A 26935-nucleotide genomic window follows, 5' to 3' on the forward strand; every position below is an offset into this window, starting at 1 on the left:
TGCGCTTACTTAGGTTAGCCTTACCTATGGAGGGCCGGTGCGGCTGTACCTCACCACGCTCAACCCGACCGATTCGGTGACCGGCGGGTTCCTCCCCGCCGCGGCCGCGCTGGGCTGGGACGTGACGATACTCACCGACCAGCCTGATCGGTATCCGGGCCACGACGTCGTGGCGGTGGACGTCCGCGACTTCCGCGCGGTGGTCGACGCGGTGGCCGCCCACCACCGGCCCGACGTGATCTTCTCCAACTCCGACCACCTCCAGGCCGCCACCGCGCTCGCCGCCGAGTATTTCGGCCTGCCCGGCAAGGACTGGCGGGCCTGCGTCACCGCCAAGAACAAGGCGCTCACCCGCCGTGCCCTCGCCGCCGTCGAACCGGTCAGGTCCGTACGGATCCCTCCCGGCGCGGGCCTGCCGGAGGGTCTGCCGTACCCGGTGGTGGTCAAGCCCGCGCAGGGCGTGGCCAGCGAGGACGTCGTGCTGGTGGACGGCCCGGACGCGCTGGCCGCCGCCGTCGCGGCGACGAGGGAGCGGCGGCCGGAGGAGGTCCTGGTCGCGGAGGAGTTCCTCGACGGGCCGGTGCGCACGCTGGAGACGCTCGGCGACGGCGGCACCCGGCGCATGCTGGGCGGATTCGCCACCACACTCGGCCCGCTGCCGCACTTCGTGGAGGAGCGCCTCGACTGGCGGCCTCCCGACACGGCCCACCTGGCCCACCTGGGCGCGGCGCTCGACGCGGCCGGGGCCGGCTTCGGCGTGTGCCACACCGAGTATGCCGTCACCCGGGACGGCCCCCGCGTCATCGAGATCAACTATCGGCTGATCGGCGACACCTGCGACTTCCTGCTGGCCGACCTGCTCGGGGTGCCCCTGCACCAGTGGATCCTGCGCGTCCACGCGGGCGAACCGGTGTCCTCCTTCGATCTCGACGGCCTGTGCGCGGCGTACGGATCCGTGGTGAGCCTCGTGGCCGAGCGCTCCGGCACGGTCGCCGGCGCGCCGCCGGACCTCTCCACGCACAAGGACGGCGTACGGCTCTGGCACCGGGCACTGCGGCGGATCGGCGATCACGTCGAGGTGACGGGCACGAACCGCGACTACCTCGGCCTGCTCCGCGCCGTCGGCCCGGACCACGCGAGCGTCGACACCGTGATCGACGCCTTCAGGAAGGAGCACCCTTGGGTGCTCGCATGATCCCGGCGACGCGCGATCACCGTGAGTCCACGGGCGGGGAGCACTACCTGGCCGCGCGGGTGCTGAACGCCCTGCTGCGGGAGGACTACGCCGGGATCTCCGCCAGGGTCACCCACGACAAGGACGGGGTCGCGATCGTCCTCGCGTCGGGACGGCGGGTGGGGCTCGCCGCGGGCAGCCCGTTCCAGGACTTCGCCACGGCCCCGTACGAGCGCCTCCGCCTGGCGGAGGTGCTGGAGACGCTCCGGGCCGTCGCCCACCCCGCCGACGCCGAGGGGGTCGCCGCCTTCGAGCGGGAGTGCCACGAGGCGCTCGCGGCCCTGGAGGCCCACCACCGGATGCGCGGCGAGGTGGCCCGGCGGCTGCGCGGGCGTCGCGGCCTCATCCGCTATGAGTCGCTGGCCGCGTCGGTGGACCACCCGCTCTATCCGACGGCCCGCTGCCGCCTCGGGATCTCCCCGGGCCACCTGGCGGCGTACGCGCCCGAGTTCGCCCCGGAGTTCACGATGCGGTGGGCGGCGGCGCCGCGCGAGCGGGTGACACTCTCGCGGCCGGACCTCCCCGGCTGGTGGCCGACGCCGCGTGACGTGGGGCTGCCGCCCGATCTCGCCCGCACGCACGTGCTCCTCCCCGTCCACCCGCTGACGGAGCCGCTGATGGCCGGGCTTCCCGGGCTGCTGGCCGCGCCCGCGTCCCACCTGGTCGTGCGGCCCACCCTGTCGACCCGGACGGTCGAGGTCTCCGAGCGCGTCCATCTCAAGGTGCCGCTCCCGGCCAGCACGCTGGGCCTGCGCAACCGGCGGTCGATCAGACCGGGCACCCTGCGGGACGGCGCGCTGGCCGAGTCGCTGCTGCGCGCGATCCTGGCGCGCGAACCCGGCCTGCGGGTCTGCCTGGCCGGCGAGCAGACCTACGGGCACGCGGAGCACGAATACCTGGGCTGGCTCGTCCGCGACCTGCCCGAAGGGGAGATCGTGCCGGTCGCCGCCCTGCTCGCGCCGCTGCCCCAGCCGTCGGAGGGAGGCGGCGGCCGGCGGCTCGTCCTGCACGAGGTGGCCCAGCGCCGCCACGGCGGCGACGTGGAGGCGCTGCTGCGCGACTACCTCACGGCGCTGCTCGCGTGGAACGTCACGCTGTTCGTCCGGTACGGCGTCGCGCTGGAGGCCCACCAGCAGAACCTCGCGCTGGTGTTCGGCGACGGGCCCATGCGGCTGCTGGTCAAGGACAACGACGGGCTGCTGGCCTCACCCCGGAGGCTGCACGCGGCGGGGATCGAGGCGCCCGGCTTCGGCGACGAGCGCATGCTGACCGACGACCCGTACGCGCTCGCCGACGTCTTCGTGACGATCACCCTGCACCTGGCCGCCATGGCCGTGGCCCACGGCGCGCTGCCCGGCTCCGCCGCCAGGCTCGTCGGACGGGCGCTGACGGCCGCGCTGGAGCCGTACGGGGACGACCCGATGGCCCGGCTGCTGCGGGCTCGCACGCTGGAGGCCGCCCGCCTCACCGGCAAGTCGATGGTCGTCGCCGGGACGCTCGTCGCCAAGGACCGCACCGGGGCCAGGGACGTCAACAAGTTCTACGGCACGACCGGCCCCAACTACCTGAGGGGTGCCTGACCCGTGGACGGCCTGCTGCTGGACCCGCACGCCGCCCTGGCCGAGGAGGCGGCGCTCGGGGCGCTGCTGCGCTGCTGGCTGCGCGAGGTCGGCGGCCCTCGTGGGCACGTGCACGCCGCCGGGCCCCACCTGACGCTGCGGGTCGCGGGCACGCCGGTGCGCGTACGCGTCCGCGGCGGCATCGCGCTGCGCTTCGACGGCCCGCCCGAGCACCTGGCGGAGGGGCGCTGGCGGCCCCTCGACCTGTCCTCGCTCGTCGCGCTGGTGGAACGGGAGCTGGACGGGGGCAACGAGGAGTTCGCCGCCCAGGTGCGAGCCGGGCGGGAGGCGGTCGCCGCGATCCTGGCCGCCCGCGAACGGGCCGTCCCGCCCGCCGACCCGTGGCTCGCCTCCGAGCAGGCTCTCGTGGCCGGACACCCGTTCCACCCCGCTCCCAAGGCGCGCTCGGGCGACGACTGGCTGGACTACGCGCCGGAGACGCACGCGCGGTTCGCGCCGCGGCTGCTCGGGGTGCGCGCCGACCTGGTCAGCCAGGAGGGCGACACGGCGGCGCTCGACGCGTTCGTCGGCGCGCCTGCGGGGTACGTCCCGCTGCCCGCCCATCCCTGGCAGCTCGACCTGCTGGCCGCCGAGCTGCGCGGGCCGCTCGCGGACGGGCGGCTGGCCGACCTCGGGCCCGCCCCCCGCGCGGTCGTGCCCACGTCCTCGGTCCGGACCGTGTACGACCCCGGCACCGGGATGTGCCTGAAGTTCAGCCTGAACGTGCGGATCACCAACTGCGTGCGGAAGAACGCGTGGTATGAGCTGTCCGGCGCGGTCGAGCTGACCCGGCGGCTCGCTCCCGTCTTCGAGCGGCTGGCCCGCCGCTTCCCCGGCACGCGGTGGCTGCCCGAGCCCGGCTACCGGTCGGCCGCGCTCGGCGCCCGGCTGCTGGAAGGGCTCGGGGTGATCGTCCGTACCGGCCCGTGGGCGGTGTGCGGACCGGGGACCACGCCGGTCCTCGCCGGCGCTCTGGCCGCGGGCGAGGACGGGGTGCCCGAGACCGTCCTGGCCTGCCGGGCGGCCGACCCCGTCGGGTGGTGGGAGGCGTACGTCGAGCGGGTGGCGTTCCCGGTGCTCGACGCCTTCTTCCGGCACGGGGTCGCGCTGGAGGCGCACGTGCAGAACGTGCTCGTCGGTTTCGACGCCGCCGGATGGCCCGTCGAGGCGGTCTTCCGCGACCTGGAGGGCACCAAGCTGGTCGCCGGCCGGCACGACCTGACCGGCGTGCCGGGCGAGGTGGCCGCCCCTCTTTCGTACGACGCCACGCGGGGCTGGAACCGGGTCGCCTACTGCCTGTTCGTCAACCACCTGGCGGAGGTGGCCGCGACGGTGGCCGGCCCGGCCGGCGGCGTCCTGCGCGCGTTGTGGGCGGTCGCCCGGGAGTCCCTGGAGCGTTACGTGGCGGACCACGCCGTCGACACCGCCGTCGACACCGCCGTCGACACCGCCGAGCCGCTGACGCGGCTGCTGGCCGGGGCGCCGCTGCCGGCCAAGGCCAACCTGGGCGTGCGCTGGGCGAGGGCCGCCGACCGGGCCGCCGGATACGTCCCCGTCCCGAATCCGCTCGGGTTCGCGGAAGGAGAGCACCGATGAGCATCGAGGTCCCGGCCGGCGTTCGGAAGGTCGCCGAGTCTCTGGACGACGTCCCCGCCTACGTCTACGACCTCGCCGGGCTCGACCGCCACGCGGCCGCCGTACGGGCCGCCCTGGCCGGGACGGAGATCTGCTACGCCGTCAAGGCCAATCCCGACCCGGAGGTGCTCCGGGTGCTCGCGCCGCACGTGGACGGCTTCGAGGTCTCCTCCGGCGGCGAGTTCGCGCACGTCAGGGCGGTTCTTCCGGAGGCCGCGCTGAGCTTCGGCGGGCCGGGAAAGACCGGCGGCGAGCTGGCCCTCGCCCCCTCGGCCTACCGCTGGCACGTCGAGAGCCCGGCCGAGCTGCGGCGGATGCGGGAACCGGCGGACGTGCTGCTGCGGGTCAACCTCGACGTGCCCGTCACCGGGGCGGCGCTCGCGATGGGCGGCGGCGCCACGCCGTTCGGCATGGACCCCGGCGGCGTCGCCGAGTGCCTGGCCCTGCTCGGGTCCTCGCCGGTGCGGCTGCGCGGCCTCCACGCGCACCTCGCGAGCGGCCTGGCCGCCCCCGATCTGCTCGCACTCGCCGAGGCCGTCCTGGCGTACGGCAGGAGCCTCGGGCTGCGCGAGTTCAACCTGGGCGGCGGCATGGCCGTCTTCTACACCCGCCCGGAGGAACGGTTCGACTGGGCAGCGTACGGCGTGGGCCTGCGGGCGCTGGCCCGGCCGGGCGAGACGCTGCGCGTGGAGCCGGGACGCGCCATGACGGCCTACTGCGGGTGGTACCTCACGACGGTGCTCGACGTGAAGCGCGTCCACGGGGAGCGCTTCGCCGTCCTGTCCGGCGGCACGCACCACCTGCGGACGCCGGTGACGAAGGGACACGACCAGCCGTTCGCGGTGCTGCCGGGGGGCGGGGAGGGCGAGGACGGGCCGGTGACCCTGGTGGGGCGGCTCTGCACGCCCAAGGACGTCTTCGCCCGCCGCGTCACCGCCTCACTCGCCGTCGGCGACGTCGTGGCCTTCGCCATGGCCGGCGCGTACGCCTGGAACATCTCGCACCACGACTTCCTCATGCACCCGAAGCCCGCGTTCCACTACCTGAGGTGACGGGCTACCAGGACAGCGTGAGCGTGCCGTCGAGGACCTTGGCGGAGTTGGCGAGGCGGGCCTGGTTGAGCGACCTGATGACGTCGAGCCGGGCCCGGTTCCGGCCGATGATCCGGTTCTCGGCCTCGGCGACGACCTCACGGCGAACGTCGGTGTAGCCGGTCTCGGCCCGGCATCGCGCGTCCGCGACCGCGGTGTCGATCTCGGGCCTCGTGCCGCGCGGCTTGGGAGTGTGGCCGATCGAGTCGTCGTTGACGGTCGCCGCCCAGCGCCGGTCGCCGACGGCGTGGACGGTGCTCCGATAGTCGAAGCCCTCCGACCGCATGCAGTCGCTCCACTCGCGTTCGGCCGCCGCGATCCGCGGGTCCTTGTAGGCGAGATCGGCCGCGCTGTCGACGAAACGCGGCACCTCGTCCTCGTCGAATCTCTTGCCGGCATCGGCAGGGGTCACGCCCCGCGCTCCCCGGTTCAGCAGGGCGTCCGCCTTGGCCATGCAGCCTCCGGGCGGCACCGTACGCCCGTGGTATCGCCGGACCTTCCCTTCCAGCACATAGAACTCATCATCGGTGACGGAGTACGACGGAATACCGGTCATCTCATCCGGGCTCCGCCCGGCCTGCACATATCCGGATTTGGCCGCCTGGCGAGGATCAAGCCACCCGAGGAGATCGACATTGCGCAGGTCGGTCACCGGTTCGACGGCGGGCAACCGGAAATCCAGCCCCATATGGCGCATGCATTCCTCCATCAGCATGAACCGGGCGCGTATCACCTGGGCACGATCCTTCGCGCCGAGACTGTAGGCGTCCAAGGGAAGGGCGAGATCCGGAGGATTCGCCGCTGCCGACGCCGAACACCCGGTCACCGCCGCGACGCAGGCCGCCGCCATCGCCATCCGCACAACCGACATAGGACACTAATAGCCGATCATCAATGGTCGGCGTCGGCGGAATAGAGAATCGCTCCCGCGGATAATCCCGATCCCGGCGCGAGACGTTTGCGGCAGGTACGTCGCCCATGACCGATTCACAGAGCTAGTTTTCCTTCACCCGGTAGGGCTTTCCTTCACCTCGCCGCCCTTTCCAGGGAATTTCCCTCCCATCACCTCCCCGTTACTTTCCGTGACGATCCGGAAACCTTCCGTACTATCGGTGGAGGAGCAGGAGAGGATGGCGGCATGGCCCTCACGAAGCCGACCAAGCACGGCGGGCACGACCATCCGGTCCCGCACAAGCAGGACGACCCCGTCCCCGGCGATCTCGATTCGGACGAGCACGAGCCCCCAGAGGCCAGGCAGCCCGAAGAGTCCCAAGAGCTCCCTGACGAGGTGCTGCACCTGTGTATGCAACTCAACGCCTCCGGTTATCGGGCGGAAATTCGTCTCGGGCAGGTCGTCGTGAGCCCGTGGATGAGTGAGGAGAGCAACGAGATCGTCTACCGGCTCACAAAGCTCCTGCTGCCCCTGATAACGGCGAAGGGCTGGCGCTTCTTCTCCAACTGGGCGGTCCACATCCCGCCCATGCTCGACCATCGGCTACCCGACCTGCTCGTCCTGCCGATGAAAGCCGAGCGGCTCGATCGGATGCGGGTGCACGGGCACAGCGTCCTGCTGGCCGTGGAGGTGTGCTCTCCGGGCAACCACGAGGTCGATTGGAAGGAGAAGCCGCTCGACTACGCGCGGGCGGGCGTGCCGCTCTACCTGATCGTGGACCCCGTGGCGTCTCCGCGCAGAGTGACGCTGATGAGCGATCCTCTCCTCGACCTGGAGCCCTTCGACTACCACCGGCAGGCGTACCAGCGGATCGTCACCGTCGAGGAGGGCGCGGTCCTGGAACTGCCCGAGCCGTTCGGGATCAAGATCGAGACGAGCGCGCTGTTCGACTAGAGATCCTGTCCGGAGGCCGCTGGAGGCCTCCGGATCACAGCGCGACCAGGCCCGCCGCGCCCCTGGAGACGGACAGCGGCCAGGGCGCCGGAGGCCGACGCGACCACGAGCAGCACGCCGCAGGCCGTGGCCACAGTGTGCGTATCCCCGGCGACGGCGGCGCGCAGGCCCTGGACGGCCCAGTACCCGGGAGAGAGCGGCGCCACGGCGGCGGCCCACCCCGGCAGGGCGTCGAGAGGGACGAGCGCACCGCCCAGGCTGCTGAGCAGCATGCCGCCGATGTCGTACGCCGCCGACAGTTCGCCCGTGCTCCGTGCAAGCACGCCGAGCAGCGCGCCGATGCCGAGCAGGGTGCAACTCCAGCAGAGCAGGACGCCCAGCAGCGGGACTGGATGGGGAACGCTCAGGCCCAGGGCGCACACGCCGAAGCCGACGATGAGCACCTGCTGGGCGAGCAGAGCGGCGAAGACGGGCACGGTCTTGCCGACGAGCATCTCCGCAGGGTGGAGGGCCGTGCCGCGCATGCGGTCCCAGGTCCGGCCGAGCCGTTCGGTGAGGATCGAGTTGCCCGAGATGCTCAGCGCGAGCAGCGAGAAGGTGACCAGGGTGCCGAGGACGGCCTGTTCCGTGCCCGCGGCCCGCCCCTGTGCGGCCACGTAGAGCGGGCGCAGCAGGGTGAGGAAGGCGAGCGGCAGGATCATCCGGCTCAGCAGCGGGCCGGGCTCGCGCAGCATCAGCAGCAGGTTGTGACGGACCAGGACACCCGTACGGAACACGGACTCACGCGGCGACATCACGAGCCTTCCCTGCTTCCAACGCGCGGTAGAGGTCGTCCAGGCTGGGACGGCGTACGTCTACGGAGGTGGGCGTACGGCCCGCGGCGAGCAACGCGGCGAGGTCGGCGCCGGGATCGACGGTCGGCAGGCGCAGTTCGGGCTCGGCGGGGTCGGCGAAGGTGACCCTGAGCTCGCCCGGCAGCCCACGGGTCAGCTCCTGCTGGGTGCCGCGGGCGACGACCCGACCGGCTCGGGCGAGCGCCACGGTCGCGTCCAGATCCACGAGTTCCGGCAGGTAGTGCGTGGTGTAGAGGACCGCGGCCCCCGCCTCGGCGCGGGCCTTGACCGCTGCCAGCAGGGCCGAGCGAGTCTCCGGGTCGGCGCCTGCGGTCGGCTCGTCCAGCAGCAGCAACGGCGGCGAGCCCACCATGGCGGTGGCCGCCTGCACGCGGCGGCGCTGGCCGCCGGACAGGACGCCGGCGGGCCGATCCGCGAGTGAGGTGAGGTGAAGGTCGTCCAGGACGCGGGCGATCTCCGTGTCCCGCCGCCGTCCGCGCAGCCCGGCCAGTCCGGCGAACAGTCGCAGGTTGTCGCGCACGCTGACGCTGTTGTAGAGCGCGAACTCCTGCGGAGCCACGCCGAGCAGCCGACGTACGGCACGACCGGAACGACCTGCTATGCGTACATGACCCGAGTCGGGGCGCACGAGGCCGGTGACGACCTCGACGAAGGTCGTCTTGCCCGCTCCGTTGTGCCCGACAAGGCCGACGATCTCGCCGGACACGACCGCGAGGTCGAAGCCGTCGAGCGCGTTGCGCCGACCGTAGCGCTTGACCAACCCCTCCGCGACGAGCATCCCGCCTCCACCAGGTCTACACTGTATACGTCTACAATGTATACATATGAGTGGCAGGAGGGAAGAGATCCTGGACGCCGCACTGGCGATCGCGGACGAGCACGGCATCGGCAAAGTCTCGATGCGCGCGCTGGCCGAGCGCGTCGGAGTTACGCCGATGGCGCTGTATCGGCACGTCAGCGACAAGGCCGAACTCCTGGACGGCATGGTCGGCCGGCTTCTCGCCGGGCTCCTGCCGCCGGACGCGGGGAAGGCCCGGGCATGGGACGAACGGCTCGCCGCCCTCGGGCACGCCGTCCGTACGATGGCCCGGCGACATCCCTGGGCGGCCCAACTGCTCTTCTCCCGGCCGGCGGTCACACCGGACGCCGTGCGGGTGGTGGACCTCATCTACATCGCGCTCCTCGAGGCCGGAGTTCCGGACCGCGAGGTGCCCCGGCTGGAGCGCCTGATCGCCACCTTCGTGATCGGTTTCGCCGCGTCCGAGGCCTCCGGCCGCTTCGGCTCCGGCTCCGTCGATCCGCGCGGCCGCCGCGGCCTGCTGCCCGAGGGCGAACTTCCCGGCCACAGCAGGCTCGCGCCGTGGCTTGACCTGCCCTCCGACCTCGACACGGAGTTCGAGGCCGACCTGGACGACCTGCTGCGTCTGATCAAGGCGGTCGCGGGCGGGCAGGACTGACCGCGGGCTCCCGCCGGCGTGCAAGCCTCGTGATCCGGCGACGGCCGGCGGCTCCCCCGGGGTCAGTCCTGCGGAACCCGCTGAATGAGCGCGGTGAGGCCGTCCGCGTCGAGGAGGTCCACGGGGCGGACGGTGTCGTTCGAGCGGACGTAGTGGAAGGCCGCGCCGACCTTCTCCAGCGGCGCCCCGGCCAGCGCGGCCCAGGCCACCCGGTAGGCCGCGAGCTGCACCGAGGCGGTCTCGGCCGCCCTGCCCTGCGGCCGTTCACCGGTCTTCCAGTCGATCACCACGTAGCCGTCGCCCTCGCGGAACACCGCGTCCATCCGCCCGCGCACCAGCCGGTCGCCGATCATCGTCTCGAACGGCACCTCCAGGTCGACCGGCTCACGCGTGGCCCACTCGCTCTCCTCGAACCGCTCCTGCAGCTCGGCGAGCTGGATCTCGGTCTCCGACAGCTCGTCGGCGGCGCCGGGCAGCTCCAGGTCGTCGATCAGTCGCTGCTGTCCCCAGCGCGACTCCAGCCATCGGTGGAAGGTGGTGCCCCGGCGCGCCAGCGGGGCAGGTTTGCGCGGCACCGGGCGCCGCACCTGCCGGGCGAACGCCGCAGGATCCTGGGCCAGCGTGACCAGCGACGACACCGACAGCCGCGACGGCAGCTCCACGACCGCCCCGGCCCGCTGACGGTTCGTCTCCCGCTCGCGCAGCAGCAGGTCGGTGTCGCGCGCCCAGGCCCGCAGCCGCTCCCGATCCCGGTCCCTGAGGAGCGCGCGACCGTCCGCCGAGGCGGGCGGGGCGTCGCCCATCATCGCCTCCTCCACCAGGCGGGCGCCGTCGAGGATCCCGTCGCGCACCGTGACGGACGGCCACTCGGCCACCGGCGGCTCGGCCAGCAGCGGATTGTCCGAACTCTCCGGATCCTCGGCCCAGCGGACGACCCGGGCGCCCGCCTCGCGGATCTCCCGCAGGAAGTCCGACGGCTCCAGCGGCCGCGACGAGGTCCCCCAGCGGTAGCCGGAGGCGATCAGCAGGTAGTGCGCCCTGGTGACGGCGACGTACGCCAGCCGCCGCTCCTCCATCAGATCGCGGTCGCGGCAGCGCTCGTCGAAGGCGCCCAGCGCCTCCCGGTCCAGCCCGGCCAGCTCGGGCAGGTCCGCGCTGTCCCCCCGCAGCGGGTACGGCAGCTTGCGCGGGTTCTCCGTCCACCGCGAGTTGGTGACCGGAGTCGCGGGGAACATGCTGCCCTTGATCAGCCCGCCCTTCTGGGACGTGAGCTGCGACAGGCCCGGCACCACCACGACCGGCCACTCCAGTCCCTTGGACGCGTGGACGGTCATCAGCTTGACGGTGTTGCTGTCGCCGACCCGCCCGGCCTCCAGCCCGAACTCCTCGCTCTCCGCCGCCTTGAGGTACGCCAGGAACGCACCGAGCGTCGGGTCCTCGGAGTCGCCGGCGAACCGGGAGGCGGCGTCGAGAAAGGCGTCGAGGTCGGCGCGGGCGGCAAGCGGGCTGCCTCCCCTGGCGGCGACCTCCACGTCGAGGCCGAGCCGGCGTTCGATCTCGCTGATCAGGTCGGGCAGCGGCTGCCCGGCGTGGGCGCGCAGCTGGCGCAGCTCGCGGGCGACGGCGGGCAGCCGCATCCGCGCCAGCGGGGAGAACCGTTCCAGCCAGTCGGGCCGGTCGGGCAGCTCGTCGAGCGCGTCGATCAGGCTGCCGCGCTCCTCGGCGAGGTCGGCGACGACCTGGTCGAGCGGGTCCTCCGGCCGCGGTCCTCCCCTGGCCGTCCTGATCTCCTTGTTGAGCTCGCGGGCCAGGTCGCCGAGCACCTTGAGGTCGGCCGGGCCGATCCGCCGGCGCGGCCCGGCGAGCAGCCGGACCAGCGCGTCCCCTGCGGTCGGGTCGTACAGCGCACGCAGGGTCGCCACGATGTCGGCGACCTCGGGCACCGTGAGCAGCCCGCCGAGGCCCACGACCTCCACGGGGATCCCCCGGGCCTCCATGGCCCGGCGCAGGGCCGGGAACTGCGACCGCTTGCGGGCGAGGATCGCGACGTCCTGCGGCTGCAGGGCGGGGCCGCGTTTGGCCCGCTCGCCCTCGCCCCAGGGCAGGCCGTCCGGGGCGCCCTCGCCGTGCAGCATGCCGGCCAGGCCCTCGGCGATCCACTCCGCCTCGTCCTCGGCCGTCTCGTGGAAGGCGCACAGCACCCGGCCCCGGCCCACCCGGTTGCCGCCCGGCACCAGCACCGGCACCTCACGGGCCTCGTGGCGCAGGGGCGCCTGGATCCGGGCCGCGACGCCGAGCACGTGCTCGCCGTTGCGGAAGCTGACCGACAACCGCCGCACCTGCGCGGGATCTCCGGACGCCGCCGGGAAGTCCGTGGGGAACCGGGACAGGTTGCCCGCCGACGCGCCGCGCCAGCCGTAGATCGACTGGCAGGGGTCGCCGACCGCCGTGACCGGGTGGCCCCCGCCGTACAGCGAACGCAGCAGCACGAGCTGGGCGTGGCTGGTGTCCTGATACTCGTCGAGCAGCACGACGGAGAACCGCGACCGCTCGGACGCGCCGACCTCCGGATGCCGCGAGGCGATCCGCGCGGCCAGCGCCATCTGGTCGCCGTAGTCGATGACCTCCCGGCCACGCTTGAGCCGTTCGTACGCCTCGACCATCGGCAGCAGTTGCTCGCGGACGGCCTGGGTCTCCACCGGCTTGCGCTGGTCCTTGACGATGCGCCCGGTGACCGAGGCCAGGCGCTCACGCAGCCAGTCGCCGACCTCGCGTACGTCCGCCGGGTCGCGCAGGTGCTCGGCCAGCTCTCCGGCCAGTTCGAGCACGGCGGCGGTGACGCTGGGCGGGGACAGGTCCACCCGGTCCATCGGCCCGTCGTACTGGCCCACCACCCGCGCCGCCATCTGCCAGGCGACGGCGGGCGTGACGAGCCGCATGGTGGGCTCCAGCCCCTCGCGCAGCGCGTGGTCGGTCACCAGCCGGGCGGCGTACGCGTGATAGGTGGAGACCGTCGGCTCGGAGTCGAGCAGCTCGGGCTCGACCAGCCCGGCCGCCGCCAGCCCCGCCAGCCGCTGGCGGACCCGCTCGGCCAGCTCGGCGGCGGCCTTGCGGGTGAAGGTGAGTCCGAGGATCTGCTCGGGCCTGGCCAGGCCGTTGGCGACCAGCCAGACCACCCGCCCGGCCATGGTCTCGCTCTTGCCGGACCCCGCCCCCGCCACCACCACCATCGGCTCCGGGGGCGCCTCGATGACGGCCGACTGCTCGGGGGTGGGCGGGAGGATCCCGAGCCGACCGGCCAGCTCACCGGGCGTCAGCACACCTGTCCTCCGTTGTCGTTCACAGGGCAGGCGATTTTAGCGGCACAGGTGCGGCAGCCGTCGTTGACCGTGGCGACGAACACTCCTGCGGACATGCCGGTCGCCACCGTCTTGACCAGGCTCTCCGCCCAGTCGGGCTCGGAGTCGTCGGCGAGCGCCCGCTGCGCCTGCTCCCTGGCGTCGGCCCCCTGACCCGCCGCCTTACCCAGGTGCAGCAGTGACGCGCCGCCCGGCTGGACGAGGCCGTGCCGCTCGAACGCGCCGAGCGTCGTCGCGAGCTGGTACACCCCGAGCTGCGGATGCCGGTCGATCTCGGTGTCCTTGGGCCTGCCGCTGCCGGTCTTGATGTCGATGATCACGGCCCGGCCGGTCTCGTCCCGCTCGACCCGGTCCACCCGGCCGGTGATCTGGATGTCGTGACCCGGCACCCGTACGGTGAACGCCTCCTCCACCGCGACCAGGTCACGTGGTCTGTCCTTCTGCCACCGGACGAACCTGTCGACCATCTGCTCGGCGACGCGGCGCTGCTTGCGGTTGAACCACAGCCCGCCGAAGTCGAACTGGTCCCAGATGTCGTCGAGCCGCTTGACGTAGTCGGTGCCGTCCTCGGTGGCCATGGAGGCGATCGCGTGGACGACCGTGCCGAGGCTCTGGGTGACGTTCGACGACCCGGCCCCGACAGCCGTCTCCAGCATCCAGCGCAGGCCGCACTTGGTGAAGCTCTCCACCGACGACGGAGAGATCTGGACGACGTCGTCGGGCCAGCCGAGCGGCCGGTCGTCGGAGATCGGGGTCAGCGCGTACCACTCGCCGGGATTGGCGCCGGGCACCCCGGCCTGGGCCAGCCTGGCGAGGTGCGCGGCGGCCTCGCGGCGCATCGCCTCGGACTTGCTCGTGTCGCACACGGCCGCGCGCAGGTCCGCGACCAGCGCGGACATGCTGAGCCACCGCGCCCGGTCGTCCACTGTCGCCGGCTCCACGCCGCCGGGCAGCAGCTCGGTGAGGAACCGGGAGGGCCGTTCGTCGGTGTCCTCGCCGCCGACCGCCGTGACGACGAGCTTCCTGCGGGCGCGCGTGGCCGCGACGTAGAACAGCCGCCGCTCCTCGGCGAGCAGCTTGGACGCCAGCGCGGCCGTCGCCGCCTGCGTGGTGTCCAGCGCCGAGCCGCCCGCGAACTCCACCAGCGCCTCGGTGCCGAGGAGCGAGCCGCGCAGGCGCAGGTCGGGCCACAGGCCCTCCTGGACGCCCGCGACCACCACCACGTCCCATTCCAGGCCCTTGGACCGGTGCGCGGTCAGGATCCGTACGGCGTCGCCCTCGGGGGCGGACTCGGCCAGCGAGTCCCCGGCGATCTCCTGGGAGGTCAGGTCGTCGAGGAACACCGCCACCCCGGCCCTGGGCAGCCGGTCGGTGAAGCGGGCCACGTGGTCGAACAGGGCCACGACGGCGTCGAGGTCGCGGTCGGCCTGGGCGCCCCGGGCCCCGCCCGCGAGGCTGGCCTCCGTCCAGCGCTCCGCGAGCCCGCTGGCCTGCCAGATCTCCCACAGCGTCTCCTCGGCGCCCTGGCCGTGCCGTACGGCCTCGCGGGCGGTCGCGATGAGCCGCGCGAGCCGTTCGGCCGGCGCCGCGACGTGCGGCTCGACGCCGCCGAGCTCGCGGGCGTCGCGCAGCGCCGCGACCAGCAGCTCGTCCGACGAGCGCGGGGTGAAGGGCAGCGCCGGCTGCCCTGCCTCCTCCGCGGCGGCGGCCTCCGCGGCGATCGCCTCGTGCTCGGCGATCCGCAGGGCGCGGCGCAGCCGGCGCACGCCGATCATGTCGGTGCCGCCCAGCGGACCGGTCAGCAGTTCCTCGGCGGTCGCCACGTCGAGCGTGGACGGTGCGGCGGCGATCCGCAGCAGCGTGATCAGCGGCCGGACGCCGGGCTCCTGCACCAGCGGGAGCTCGTCGCCCGCGACCACGACGGGCACCCCCGCGGTGACCAGCGCCCGCCGCAGCAGCGGCACGTGCCGCACGGCGCTGCGCACCAGCACCGCCATGCGCGACCACGGCACCCCGTCGAGCAGGTGCGCCCGGCGCAGCGTGTCGGCGACCACCGCGGCCTCCTGGCTGGCGCTGTCGGCCAGCAGGACCTTCACCTCGCCCGGGTCGGCGTCCCCGACCGGGATCAGGTCGCGGTGGCCGCCGGTCCTGTTCTCATGTCCCGGTACGGCCGGCAGCCTTCCGGCGACGCGGCGGGAGGCCTCCAGCAGGGCCGGGCCGCTGCGGCGGCACACCCGCAGCGCGACCACCGGGGCGTCCTGCCCGTCGCGCGTCGGGAACCGCTCGGGAAACCGCAGGATGCCCTGCACGTCGGCGCCGCGGAAACCGTAGATCGACTGGTCCGGATCCCCCACGGCGATCAGGTCGCGGCCGTCCCCCGCGAGCTGCCTGAGCAGGAACTCCTGCGCCGGGTCGGTGTCCTGGTATTCGTCGACGAGCACCAGGTCGTACGCGTCCCGCTCGCGCCGCCGCACCTCGCCGTCGGCCAGCAGACCGGCCGCCTCACGGATCAGCTCGGAGTAGTCCAGCGCGGGCACCGGATCGAGGTCGAACCGGTCCTGGTAGCGGTAGGAGAACAGCCCGGCGGCCTCCCAGTCGGGCCTGCCGTGCTCACGGCCCAGCTGCACCAGCGCGTCGCCGTACAGACCGCGCTCGGCCGCACGGGACAGGAGGTCGCGCAGCTCCTCGGCGAACCCCCGGGTCTTGAGCAGCTCGCGCATGTCCGGGGGCCAGTGCCGCGCGCCGTCCTCCAGCTCGCCGTGCAGCAGCCGCCGGATCTCCAGCAGCTGCTCGGGGCCGGTGAGCAGGCGCGGGGGCGGCTCACCGGCCAGCACCGCCTCACGGCGCAGCAGCGCGTACGCGTAGCTGTGGAAGGTGAGGGCCAGCGGGGTCCTGGTGGTCCTGCGCATCCGGGCGGTGATCCGCTCGCGCAGTTCACCGGCCGCCTTGCGGCTGAAGGTGAGGACGAGCACCCGCTCGGGGTCCACGCCGCGGCGCTCGACCCGGTCGACGACGGTCTCCACGATCGTGGTGGTCTTACCGGTGCCCGGCCCGGCGAGCACGAGCAGGGGGCCGCTGTCGTGCTCGACGACGGCGCGCTGATGTTCGTCCAGCACGGGAGCCGCGCGGCGTCCCACTCCCCCGCGACGCACCAGCCGGTAGTTCTGACCACTCACAACACAGCATTCCACCAGATCACTGAGACAGATCGTGCCCGAATGCCCAGTACAACGTGTGTGCACCATCTCGGCACGTCAGTACGTGCCCCCTCGGAGGTTGTTCACAGTTTCTCTGTACTGCCATACAGGTTGCGCGCTATGGATCACGCGCGTACATTAGGGATCACAGAACGGACCTCACGAAGGCAGCGTCACGACGACGAGGAGGTCTCCGGGGAAACGGGCGCCCGAAAAAGCCGTGCCCCGGGCGGCATGCAGAGCAGAGGCGGACCCGGGGCGTACGCAAGTACTTTACCCCATGGCTCCGCCCCGTCACCAGCCTATGCTTAAGGGGTACGTCATGGTATTCCAGCTGCCCAACTGGGTCGCGCGACTGTTATCGGTTCCACGTTTCCGGGCATACCTCGACGCTACAGGCGGAGACGTCGAGCGAGCATGGGAGCTATACCGCTGGAATGTGGAGGTCTCCGAGGCCTTCTACGGTCCTCTGCACTGTATCGAGGTCGGCCTGCGGAACGCAGAGCATCGTCTTCTGACGACTAGATACGGCCAGGCGGACTGGTGGTACGCAGCGCCCCTGACGAAGCATGACACCTGCAGGGTCGACAAGGCCTACGCCGATCTGGCCCGCAAAGGTGCCTCCAGCCCTACGCCTGACGATGTGGTGACGGAGTTGGGCTTCGGCTTCTGGGTCTCGCTGCTCAACCGCACCTACGACCGACACCTCTGGGTGCCTGCGCTCCACAGGGCGTTTCCGCACTATCACGGACGCAGGAGCTCGCTACACGACGCGCTGCTGTCCATGGTTTTGTTCCGCAACAGGATAATGCACCACGAACCGATACATCATCGCGACCTTGCGGCCGATCACCGGAAGATCTACCGCGTGCTCAACTATATGGAGCCTGCGATCACGAGGTGGTTGCGTGGCTTCGACCGGGTGCCGAACGTGCTCGCCCGGCGGCCGGAAGAGGGCCGACGATGACGTCGGCACCAGAGGAACACATCTCCCGCTCTGACATCGCTCGCCTCGCCGGCGTGGGTCGTGCGGCCGTCAGCAATTGGGAACGCCGCCATCCGGATTTCCCCCGGCCTGTAATGATCGGAGGTGACGAGTTCTTCGACACGCAGGCGGTCATTACGTGGCTTGATGGCCGGACTATCCCCAAAAATGCGCTCGGGGAGAGGGAAGCCCCCGGCCTGACCTATGGCGCACGTTTCCGGGAGAGACGGCAGGCGCGTCAGGAGCGTCCGCCGACACCTTCTCCCGCCGTGAACCTCCCGTCCCGGGAGCTGGAAGAGCGCCTGTGGGCAGCGTTCGACGGATTGCGGGGCAACCTGGCCCCGGAGCGGTTCTACCTGCTCGGTCTCACCTTGCTTTATGCTCGCGCTCGCGACGAGGAAGGCTGGGCCTCAGTAGAGCGCGGGCAGACGGACCCATCGCGATGGGCGGTTCAGGCGCTTCACACAATGGCGGACTCAGCCCTGGCGCCAATATGGAGAGAACTTGCTGTGGGCAAGCGGGGAGACCTCGCGCTCGCCGAACTCGCGAGAGCGGTGGATCAGTGGGTACTGAAGTTGAGCCCAGCCGAGATCTTCCGGATATTCCTGGGCCGCCTTGCCGACGCGCAGGGAAAGAAAGGCGGCGAGTTCTATACACCCCCGTCAGTCACTCGGGTTTTGGTCGACCTCATGGCACCCGAGGCTCCCCTCGACGTCTACGACCCCGCGTGCGGAGCCGGCGAACTGCTGGCCGCGACCATCTCCCGGGTACGCGAGAGGAACGCTGCAGCGCCTTCGGAAGTCGAAGGAAACACACTGAGCTCCGAGTCGCTGGCGCTGGCGCGCATGAATCTGGATCTGCACGGAGTGGACGCGCGACTCGACAGCCACGCGGTCGACGCGCTATGCGCCCCAAGTCCTGCTCGCCGTTTCCGGTACGTCATCTCCAACCCCCCGTTCAACATGCGCAACTGGTGCCGCGATGATCCGGATTCTCATCTCTGGCGATACGGACCACCGCCCCGTCATAACGCCAACTTCGCCTGGCTACAACGGGTGATCGACCAGTTGCAGCCAGAGGGCCGCGCCGCCGTGGTGATGCCCAACGGTGCCGCCTTCTCAGAAAACCCGCGCGAGCGCACGATACGGGCCGGTCTTGTGGAGGATGGCTGCATTGAAGGCCTGGTGTCCCTGCCGCCCAACCTTTTCCACAACACAGCGATCGGTGTGACAATCTGGCTCCTCAGACATCCGCTTCGACATCCCCGTGAAATCATCGTTATCGACGCGACGAACTTGGGGCGGATGACAACCCGCACCCAGAGGGTCCTTTCCAGTGAGGATCTTCATATCCTCACGGAAATTATTGAAGGGTGGCGACAAGGCCGAGGAATCACAGGCCACGATATTCTTGCCACCATTGTCCAACCCGACGAGATACGCCGCCAGAACTACAACCTCAATCCCCGCCGGTACATAGTGCAATCAGGCGGTAGTCCCATAGTCGGCAGACAATCCGTCACCGCTCTCCGGCAGGAACTCGACCATCTTCATACTGCGGCGTTGGCAGCCGATGCACAAGTAACCGATCTGCTGGGCAGGCTGAGATGGTGACATCGCTTATTGGACAGCTTCCACCCGGTTGGAGGCAGGTCTCCTTGGACGAGGTTTGCGAACTCAGGGCAGGAGCCTCCGTCCGGTCGAGCGTCACAGGCCCTATACCCCTGCTCAAGCCGCGCAACGTCGCCGACGGCTGGTTGACGGAGAATCCGGACGGCATCAGTGAGGCAGTTGCCGCCGGCCTGTCGAGCTATCGACTGACGGCAGGAGACATCGTCTGCGTGCGTACCGGCGGAATCGGTCGCCGCGCTATGGTCAGCAGCGAGCAAGACGGCTGGATTTTCGGAAACGGAATTATCAGACTTCGTCCCGGCGACGCCATCGACTCCTCATATCTGAACCATTATCTGGGTCATGCCGTCGTCCGTGACTGGATAGAGCGGAACTCCTCGGGAACCGCTGTGCCCAGCATCAACTTAAACACCTTGGCTGCTATGCCTGTCGCGCTACCACCGCTTGAAGTCCAACGGTCGATAGGCCAAGTACTCGACGCCCTAAACGAGAAGATTCAGGTATATGAGCAGATTCAGCGGACCACGGCACAGCTTCGCGACGCCCTGCTCCCACTGCTGATGTCCGGCACGACGACCGTGGCCGAACAGTAGAGACACTATCGGCGCCCGAGAAGCCGGAGAGTTCATCACACGCGCACGGCCAGGCATGGAGCCCGGGCGGATCAGCCCGCCGCCGTCACCCGTACGTCCGGCTTGTCCAGATCACCCTGATAGGCCCGCCGCAGCCGGGCCAGTGTGCGGCCGGTAGGGGAGGCCGGATCGGCGGTGCACATCACGACCAGCAGCTCGGGGTCCCCCGGCAGGGCCAGGGTCTCGTAGGCGAAGTCCAGGTCGCCGAGCTCCGGGTGGCGCAGCAGCTTGACGCCGAAGGTCTTCTCCGCGACCCGGTGCTCCTCCCACATCCGGGCGAAGTCGGGATCGGCGGACAGGTCGGCGACGAGCGGGCCCAGCAGCGGGTCGTCGGGGTGCCGCCCGGCGTACAGGCGCAGATAGGAGATGGTCTCGGCGGCCACGGTCGCCCAGTCGCGGTAGAGGGAGCGCGCCCGCGCCTTGAGGAACGTCTGGCGGGCCATGTTGCGCTCGCCCTCGGGCATGCCCGAGAAACCGTTGATCGCCTCGGCGAGGGCGTTCCAGGCGAGCACGTCCATCCGGGGTCCGATGACGAACGCCGGCATGGAGTCGGCCGCGTCCAGGAGCATCCGCACCCCGGGCCTGACATGGCTGAGGGGAGCCCGCCGGTCGTCCGGCGGCCGGAGGAGGCGGCGCAGGTGGGCCCGCTCGGTGCCGTCCAGGCGCAGCACCCGGGCGACCGCGTCGAGCACCTCGTCGGAGACGTTGCGGACGCGCTGCTGCTCCAGGCGGATGTAGTACTCCACGCTCATGCCCGCGAGCAGTGCGACCTCCTCGCGCCGCAACCCGGTGACTCGCCGCCGTCCGTGCGCAGGGAGCCCGGCGTCCTCGGGCCGGATCCGGGCCCGGCGAGATCGCAGGAACCGTCCCAGATCGCCATCCATGGCATCCAAGCCTAGTACTGGCTTTACCAGGAAAAAGCGTGCGCTGGGTAGGCCCTGCCCGCCCCGGCAGGGTGGTTCTCGTCAACCTCGAACTCGAAGGAGTCACCATGAGCTACGAGAACCTGGCCGGACGCGTCGCCGTCGTCACCGGGGCCGCCAGCGGCATCGGAGAGGCGACGGCGCGGTTGCTGGCCGCCTCCGGCGCGAAGGTCGCGCTGCTCGCGCGCCGCGCCGGCCGGCTGGAGGAAGTGGCCCGAAAGATCGCCGCCGACGGCGGCACCGCGCTGGCCGTGACGGCCGACGTCACCCGGGACGACAGCGTGGCGGCCGCGGTGGACCGCGTCCACGCCGAGCTCGGGCCGGTGGACCTGGTGGTCAACACCGCGGGCGTGATGCTGCCCAACCCGATCGACGACGGCCGCATCGACGAGTGGACGCGGATGCTCGACACGAACCTCGCCGGCGCCCTGCGCATCATCCGGGCCTTCACGGCCGACCTGCTCGCGGCGGGGGCGCAGGGCCGGACGGCCGACCTCGTCAACATCTCGTCGATCGGCTCCCACGTCGTCTTCCCCGGCTATGCCGTCTACGGGGCGACCAAGGCCGCCCTCACCCAGCTGTCGGCGAACCTGCGGTCGGAGTTCGGCCCGCGCGGTGTGCGGGTGACCAACATCGAGCCGGGCCTGACGGCGACGGAGCTGGGCGACCACGTCGACAGCCGGGAGATCGGGGCGCAGCTCGCCGGGATGTACGAGGTCATCACGTCCCTGACCGCCGAGGAGGTCGCCGACCTGATCGCGTACACGGTCAGCCGGGCCAGGCACGTCAACCTCCGTCAGGTCGTCGTGCTGCCCACAAACCAGGCCTGAGGTCGCCGCGCGCCGGGCGTCCCCCGTCTCAGCCACGCGCAAATAAGCGCCGTAACGGAAACCCCGATTGAAGGAAATAACCAATTGTTTTCGGCGCGCAAGCGCCCCTGCCCGAAAATCGCCACCGCACCCGGACGCCACTCGACGCGCGACGGAATCAACCCGACCCGTGCGAGAGCGTCCGGGATTGGCCTTGTTGCGGATAGCGTGCGAGAGGAATTTCGTCAGCCGACGGTCAGGCCCACAACGCCCAGGTCGGTCCGTAGGTGTTGCTCATGTAGGAGCAGCTGTAGGAGGTCCACCATCCCCACTCGATGCCGAGGTTCCCGCCGTTGACGCAGTCGGAGTAGAGGTAGTAGACGTACCTGATGCTGGCGGCCTGAGCAGGGGCCGTGCCCACTGAAAGTGTCAGGCCGGCGGCCAGCGCCGCGGTGACGGCCAACGCTCGAGCTTTGCCCATTGACTCTCCCTGGGGATTTGTGACGGACATCTCGGAAATCATGACAGCGCTTCCCGCCCCCGACGAGCCCCGAATTTCTGCCGGCGCTCTCACGAAATCGTGAGCTTGTCACGGATCGCCGGAAGCCCCCGAGATCTCTGAAATATTCACGTGGCGACGCAAGGAAAACTCGACCGACGTCGGCACACCCGCTAAGAGGAAACCCCGTCAGGGGCGTGCGGCCGAGCGACTCGGGTCCTGACGAGGCTGATGAGCGAGGGACCGCCCCATGCCGACGAACCAGGCCGAGGCCCTGACGAGCAGCGCCCCGGTGTCCAGGTCGATGTCGAATGGGTGCGGCTTGATCACAGGGACCGGTTGACCTGGGACATTTATGGTCTTGTCGCCGTGGGCGATCCCGAGACGACCCGGGTTCCGCCGAGCAGGTCGTAGGGCGTCCTGGTGGAGGGCAGGAAAAGGGCGCCCAGCCAGGCGAACATGATGACGTAGACGATGATCGTCAGCACCATCAGAGACCCGGGCGGGTTCCGGCCTGCGGCGGCGAAGCCGTACGCGACCGTATGCCCCAGCTCCCACGGCAGAGCGATCTTGGCGGTGTTGCGCAGCAGCGCCCGCCCGAAACCGATCGGTCGCCCGGAGTGGGCATCGACGACGATCAGGCCCCTGGCCCTTTTCCCGGGTGTCGCCTGGAAGCGCCCAGACTCGCGCGAGGCACACCACAGGGTCACCGGCGCGATCAAAAGGAGGAACGATATGAGGTTCCACAGGCCGACGGGCAGTCGCAGTCCCGCCGAGTAGACGGCCACGCCGACGGGGACCAGGAGCAGCGGAAGGATGAGGATGAGCAACCAGTCGATCAGCCAGGCGGCGATGCGGCGCCAGGCCGGTGCGCGGGTCCCCCCATTGATCGGTGACGTAGTCGACATAGCGTCCTTTCGTTAACGTGCAGGACGCTACCCGGGCGGACTCGCAGGAGAGACCGCATCCGTCGTGTGAGGCCGGGTAATCCAGGTCCGTACGAGGCTGATGAGCGAGGGACCGCCCCAGAAGCACCACAGGGCGATGACGGGATCGCAGACGGCGCAGCCGAAGGACGAGTCGCCGGCGAAGGGGATGATCGGGCTGCCCTTGAGGTGGTGGAGGATGTCCCAACCGGTGTGCAGCAGCCAGGCGATCCCGATGAACGTCCACGACTCCAGGCCGCGGAAGGCGCAGTACGCGACGAGGGCGGTGAAGGGGAACTCCCAGCCGCCGAGGCCCCCGCCACTGAGGTAGGCGGCCCCCGCCCCGCCCACCATGATCGCGTTGAAGCGACGGCGGTGCGGTTCGGGGATCAACGACATCAGCACGGCGTAGGCGAGGCCGATCAGGATCGGCAGGACAACAGTCATGGTCGTACGGCTCTCTCGGATGGCTGTCGTGGGCGCGGGCGGTGAGCCCGCGCCAGACAGCCAACCAGCCGGCCACCACGCCTTCCCAGGGGCATTGGCGTCACATCCCGACGGGATCCCGCCAGGCCGCCTACACCGAGGGGTGTCCCTCGCCGGCCACGCCCCCGAGAGGGACGTTGCGCAGGGCCAGTAGCAGGAGGAAGGCGCAGCCCACGGTCAGCGCGATGTCGGCGACATTGCCGACGAACAGTCCGCCGTAGTCGATGAAGTCCACGACATGCCCCTGGGCGAAGGCGGGCGGGCGGAAGAGGCGGTCGAGCAGATGGGTGGTTGCGCCCCCGAGCAACGCCCCCAGCACGAAGGTCCAGGCCGGGGAGCGCAGCCGCCGCCCGACGAACAGGATGACGGCGACCGCGGCGGCCGCCACCAGGGTGAACACCCACGTCACCCCCGTGCCGGTCGAGAAGGCGGCACCGGGGTTCAGCAACAACCGAAACCGGATCAGGCCCGGGATCACCGTGATGGACTCACCGCCGGACAGCGCGGAGGTCGCCCAGAACTTGGTCGCCTGGTCCACGAGCAGCACCGCCGCGGCCAGCACGAGCATCAGCCCGTACGGCCGCAGCCCTGGCCTCGTCCCCTGGGGACCTCCTCCGTCCGGCACCGGTGCCTCGCGATCCTCTGCGTTCTCGGTGCCGGTCAGGAGGAGAACACGTGGTCGATGACCCGGGCGGTGGCCTTCCCGTTGTCGTGCGGCGCGTAGGTCCGCGCGAAGGCCGCGTAACGGTCGGTCAGCTTGGCGGTCACCGCGTCGATGTTCCGCAGGGCCTCCACGACCTCGGGCGAGGTCTCCAGCCGCGGCCCCGGACGCTGGGACTCCAGGTCCAGGTACAGCCCGCGGGACGAGCGATACTTGGCCAGGTCCGGCGTGAACAGCACAACCGGCCGCCCGGTCGCCACGAAGTCGAACATCACCGACGAGTAGTCGGTGACGAGCACGTCGGCGATCAGCAGCAGATCGGCGGTGTCGGGATAGGTCGTCACGTCGATCGCGAAGCCGTCGTGTGCGTTCACGTGCGGGAAGGCCTGCATCATGTGGCCGCGGACCAGGACGACGTGATCGGCGCCGAGTGCCCGCTTCGCGTCCGTCAGGTCGAGCTTGACCGTGGCGTTCCTGCGGTCGTAGTCACGGTAGGTCGGCGCGTACAGGACGACCCGCTTGCCCTCGGGGACGCCGATCCGGCGCCGGATCCCGGCCGCCAGCGCGTCACGGTCGCCGGAGACGAGGACGTCGTTGCGCGGATAGCCCGACTCCAGGATCTCGCCCTCGTAGCCGAAGGCCTTGCGCAGGACGGACGACGCCCACGGGCTCTGCGACAGCAGCAGGTCCCAGCCGCGGACCTCCACCGCCTGGCGATGCCAGACCGGGGGCCGGGGCTCGCGCTTCATGTGGGCCTGGTCGCGGCCGATGTGCTTGACCGGCGTGCCGTGCCAGGTCTGCACGCACACCTGGTCCTCACGGGTGCGGAACCACTGCGGCATGAAGCCGTTGGACACGATGTAGCGGGCGCGGGCCAGCGCCTCGTAGTGCTCCCGGCTGCCCTCGCGGACGACCGTGGGCGCCACGCCGTCGCCGAGCCCCAGCTCGCGCGAGCCCGGCGGGACGAATGCGCCGTCCCTGACGACCCAGATGTGCTCGCCCTCGTCGCCGCGCCGCAGCCGCTCCTCGTAGATGGCGCGCGGGTTGTCGGAGTAGGCACGGCCGTCGAAGGAGACGTAGACGGTGGCCTCGCGCAGCGGCCGGGCGCGCTCGGCGGGGTAGAACGTGCGGCTGAGCGCCCACACGCCCGCCGCGCTCCGCTCGTCGCCGGGCCGGTCCTCGGCCGCCACCAGCACCGGCACGTCGTAGCGGGTGGCGACGAACCGGTAGACCCGGCCGCCGATGAGCCGGGGGCTCTCGTCCAGCGCGTCGAGGCCGGCGTGGTCGAACCGGACGGGCACCATCGCGGGGCCGTACCTGCCGGGCGGGGCCACCGAGACGTTCCAGGTGCCCTCGGTCAGCGGCACGGCCGACCCGAAGCGCGGCATCGCGCCGGGCGACAGCCGTACGGTGAAGTGCTCGCCGTCGCGCTCGAGGGGCACGCGGATCGTGAGCCCGCCCCGGTGCCGCAGCACGAGGTCACGCGGGCCCTGGTCGGGGTCGGGGTAGCGGCCGGTGAGCGTGATCGACTCGTCGTGCCACTCGGCCGAGGTGATCACGGGCAGGATCTTGTGGCCCGAGATGACGACCCGGTCGCGCCGGTCGCCCTGCACCGTGATCTCGCGCTCGCCGAGCAGGAGGCGGGTCTCCTCCGCGCCCTCCAGCATGACGGCCGCGGCCGGGTCTCCCTTGGGCTCGACCCACAGCCGCCGGGACTCCGCGTTGAGCAGGGTGCCGACCGCGAGCGACAGCGAGAACCGGCTGCCGCCCTCGATCGGGGCGAAGTCGGCCGACATGCGGTGGCCGCCGACGCGGGCCTTGCCCTTGGTGACGGGCCGGCCCGGCAGGAAGCCGGTGAGCTCGATGTTGTCGCCGTTCAGCCGCACACCGGTGAGCTCGGCGCGGGTCGGCTGGTAGACCACCTGCAGCGCCTTGTCCGAGGTCCACACGGGCCGCACCCACCAGCGCGGGCGCACCTGCAGCCCGGCCGGGCGCTCGGTGCGGCCGATCACCGGTCCGCGCAGCACGCCCTTGGCGCGGGCGGCGCGGCTCCAGATCACGATCTCGGCCCGCCAGGTGGTGGTGTCCTGCACGATGTGGCGGCGGCGCAGCATCCGCTTCGTGCCGCGCACCAGGGCCCGCACCCCGGCGCGCCAGCGCAGGGCGAACGGATGCACCTCGGCCGTGAAGCCCGCCCAGTCGTAGTTGCATCCGGGTTCGCGGGCGGCGTGGGTCGCCTCCGGGCGGTAGGTCCTGCGGGTCCTCATCGTGATCCGGGGCAGCCAGCGGGGACCGCGCAGCACGACGGTGGCGCGGTTGAACCGCCCGCTGCGGACCGACAGGCCCGCGATGTACGCGTGGCCGGTCACCCTCAGGCGGTTGCCCACCCAGGTGATGTCGTCGATCTGCGTGACCGGCACGAGGTCGGCCGCCCGCAGGCGCAGCAGCGAGGGGTCGTCGACCTCCACCGGCAGGTCGGCGTACCACCGCAGGCCCCGCCGCACCCGGCGGGAGGGCTCGGCCGCGGCGGCGGCGAGCTTGGCCAGGACGTCGCTCTCGGCGAGCTCGCCCGGGTCCTGCGTCTCGACCAGGTGGCAGGCGACCCGGCGCCCGACCGGCAGCTCCCGCTTGACCTTCGGGTCGACCTCCGCGAGGTAGGGCCGGAGCGCGTCGATGGTCTGGCGGCGGCGGGCGGGCCCGCGTTTGGCTGCGGCGTCGAGGCGCAGACCCAGGGGACCGACGATCGCCTCACGGTCGACCTCCCGGCGCTGCGTGGGGCTCAGCCCCTCCGCGCGCACGAGCGCGACCAGCGCGTCTATCGGCTCGCCCCGGTCGTAAAGCTCCTGGACAGCCCGCAGTCGTTCAGCGACGGCGTCGCTCGTGGGTGCGGGTGTCATTCGGGAGGCACCACCCTTCGCCAGACCAGTGTTCAGAAAATGGTAATGCCCTCAGAACACTGCCAGACCTGACTCGCGGAAGCCTGTGGATTTCCTGTGAATCAGCGGGTGACACCCCTGTGGCACCGGGTGACGAGCGGCACTATGGCGACGGGTGAGACATCGATCCGACCGCCCGGGGCGCGGCTTGTCAG

At 71.3% G+C, this 26935-nt stretch carries 21 protein-coding genes; 10 read left to right on the forward strand and 11 right to left on the reverse strand.

The genetic code is table 11. The features are described 5' to 3' along the window. The first annotated feature begins 37 nt into the window (after positions 1-37). From BXA11_RS07470 to BXA11_RS07485, 4 genes are read left to right on the forward strand one after another with little or no spacing between them, the layout of a single operon-like run. Entirely contained in the window at positions 38-1195 is a 1158-nt protein-coding gene (locus tag BXA11_RS07470) for an ATP-grasp domain-containing protein (protein ID WP_076433858.1), read from the forward strand. Then, positions 1180-2814, forward strand: coding sequence for an IucA/IucC family protein (locus BXA11_RS07475; RefSeq protein WP_239105223.1), 1635 nt, complete (start codon positions 1180-1182; stop codon positions 2812-2814). Before BXA11_RS07470 ends, BXA11_RS07475 begins: the two co-directional genes overlap by 16 nt. Before the next feature lie 3 nt (positions 2815-2817). Then, complete coding sequence (locus BXA11_RS07480; protein WP_076433860.1) at positions 2818-4449, forward strand: IucA/IucC family protein; 1632 nt, start codon at positions 2818-2820, stop codon at positions 4447-4449. Next, positions 4446-5540, forward strand: coding sequence for a type III PLP-dependent enzyme domain-containing protein (locus tag BXA11_RS07485; protein ID WP_076433861.1), 1095 nt, complete (start codon positions 4446-4448; stop codon positions 5538-5540). The genes BXA11_RS07480 and BXA11_RS07485 overlap by 4 nt, the downstream gene beginning before the upstream one ends. Positions 5541-5544: 4 nt before the next feature. On the opposite strand, the gene BXA11_RS07490 is transcribed toward BXA11_RS07485, so the two are convergent. Continuing rightward, positions 5545-6276 (reverse strand): hypothetical protein, encoded by a 732-nt coding sequence (locus BXA11_RS07490; RefSeq protein ID WP_143734137.1) that lies wholly within the window; start codon positions 6274-6276, stop codon positions 5545-5547. A 441-nt stretch (positions 6277-6717) separates the two neighbouring features. Between BXA11_RS07490 and BXA11_RS07495 the strand changes: the two genes are divergently transcribed. Next, positions 6718-7425, forward strand: coding sequence for a Uma2 family endonuclease (locus BXA11_RS07495; protein WP_076433863.1), 708 nt, complete (start codon positions 6718-6720; stop codon positions 7423-7425). On the opposite strand, the gene BXA11_RS07500 is transcribed toward BXA11_RS07495, so the two are convergent. Then, the gene (locus tag BXA11_RS07500) at positions 7422-8219 is read right to left on the reverse strand and encodes an ABC transporter permease (RefSeq protein ID WP_076433864.1); all 798 of its coding nucleotides are present in this window, start codon (positions 8217-8219) and stop codon (positions 7422-7424) included. The two genes, BXA11_RS07495 and BXA11_RS07500, sit on opposite strands and share 4 nt — an antisense overlap. Next, positions 8206-9057, reverse strand: a complete 852-nt coding sequence (locus BXA11_RS07505) for an ABC transporter ATP-binding protein (RefSeq protein ID WP_076433865.1) — start codon at positions 9055-9057, stop codon at positions 8206-8208. Before BXA11_RS07505 ends, BXA11_RS07500 begins: the two co-directional genes overlap by 14 nt. Before the next feature lie 46 nt (positions 9058-9103). Between BXA11_RS07505 and BXA11_RS07510 the strand changes: the two genes are divergently transcribed. Next, a complete protein-coding gene (locus BXA11_RS07510; protein WP_076433866.1) occupies positions 9104-9736 on the forward strand; it encodes a TetR/AcrR family transcriptional regulator in 633 nt (210 codons plus the stop codon). A 62-nt stretch (positions 9737-9798) separates the two neighbouring features. On the opposite strand, the gene BXA11_RS07515 is transcribed toward BXA11_RS07510, so the two are convergent. Beyond that, positions 9799-13056, reverse strand: coding sequence for an ATP-dependent helicase (locus BXA11_RS07515; RefSeq protein WP_083744039.1), 3258 nt, complete (start codon positions 13054-13056; stop codon positions 9799-9801). Then, on the reverse strand, positions 13050-16271 hold the full coding sequence (locus BXA11_RS07520) for an ATP-dependent helicase (protein WP_076433868.1): 3222 nt from the start codon (positions 16269-16271) through the stop codon (positions 13050-13052). The genes BXA11_RS07515 and BXA11_RS07520 overlap by 7 nt, the downstream gene beginning before the upstream one ends. 343 nt (positions 16272-16614) lie before the next feature. Here BXA11_RS07520 and BXA11_RS07525 point away from each other — a divergent pair, with 343 nt between their 5' ends. Genes BXA11_RS07525 through BXA11_RS07535 form a run of 3 tightly spaced genes read left to right on the forward strand, consistent with a single transcriptional unit; the run spans position 16615 to position 19501 of the window. Beyond that, entirely contained in the window at positions 16615-17259 is a 645-nt protein-coding gene (locus BXA11_RS07525; RefSeq protein ID WP_076434039.1) for a hypothetical protein, read from the forward strand. A gap of 53 nt (positions 17260-17312) precedes the next feature. Beyond that, complete coding sequence (locus BXA11_RS07530) at positions 17313-18890, forward strand: N-6 DNA methylase (RefSeq protein ID WP_159454744.1); 1578 nt, start codon at positions 17313-17315, stop codon at positions 18888-18890. Then, positions 18884-19501: a restriction endonuclease subunit S gene (locus BXA11_RS07535; protein WP_083744041.1), complete on the forward strand. Its 618-nt coding sequence runs from the start codon at positions 18884-18886 to the stop codon at positions 19499-19501. Before BXA11_RS07530 ends, BXA11_RS07535 begins: the two co-directional genes overlap by 7 nt. Positions 19502-19572: 71 nt before the next feature. Here the strand turns inward: BXA11_RS07535 and BXA11_RS07540 are convergent, their stop codons facing one another. After that, a complete protein-coding gene (locus BXA11_RS07540) occupies positions 19573-20424 on the reverse strand; it encodes a helix-turn-helix transcriptional regulator (RefSeq protein WP_030507409.1) in 852 nt (283 codons plus the stop codon). 107 nt (positions 20425-20531) lie between these two features. On the opposite strand from BXA11_RS07540, the gene BXA11_RS07545 reads away from it, so the two are divergent. Then, complete coding sequence (locus BXA11_RS07545) at positions 20532-21293, forward strand: SDR family oxidoreductase (RefSeq protein WP_076433871.1); 762 nt, start codon at positions 20532-20534, stop codon at positions 21291-21293. 235 nt (positions 21294-21528) lie between these two features. On the opposite strand, the gene BXA11_RS07550 is transcribed toward BXA11_RS07545, so the two are convergent. The 5 genes from BXA11_RS07550 to BXA11_RS07570 all read right to left on the reverse strand — a co-directional run bounded on the left by BXA11_RS07550 (position 21529) and on the right by BXA11_RS07570 (position 26741). Beyond that, complete coding sequence (locus tag BXA11_RS07550; protein ID WP_076433872.1) at positions 21529-21753, reverse strand: hypothetical protein; 225 nt, start codon at positions 21751-21753, stop codon at positions 21529-21531. Between the two features lie 371 nt (positions 21754-22124). Continuing rightward, the gene (locus BXA11_RS07555) at positions 22125-22679 is read right to left on the reverse strand and encodes an RDD family protein (RefSeq protein ID WP_076433873.1); all 555 of its coding nucleotides are present in this window, start codon (positions 22677-22679) and stop codon (positions 22125-22127) included. A 27-nt stretch (positions 22680-22706) separates the two neighbouring features. Then, entirely contained in the window at positions 22707-23144 is a 438-nt protein-coding gene (locus BXA11_RS07560; RefSeq protein ID WP_076433874.1) for a DUF6010 family protein, read from the reverse strand. Positions 23145-23274: 130 nt separating this feature from the next. Continuing rightward, the gene (locus tag BXA11_RS07565) at positions 23275-23808 is read right to left on the reverse strand and encodes a signal peptidase II (protein ID WP_204053950.1); all 534 of its coding nucleotides are present in this window, start codon (positions 23806-23808) and stop codon (positions 23275-23277) included. 35 nt (positions 23809-23843) lie between these two features. Beyond that, on the reverse strand, positions 23844-26741 hold the full coding sequence (locus BXA11_RS07570; protein ID WP_083744042.1) for a CDP-glycerol glycerophosphotransferase family protein: 2898 nt from the start codon (positions 26739-26741) through the stop codon (positions 23844-23846). Positions 26742-26935 lie beyond the last annotated feature (194 nt).

It is taken from the genome of Microbispora rosea (assembly GCF_900156315.1).
Taxonomy (GTDB): domain Bacteria; phylum Actinomycetota; class Actinomycetes; order Streptosporangiales; family Streptosporangiaceae; genus Microbispora; species Microbispora rosea.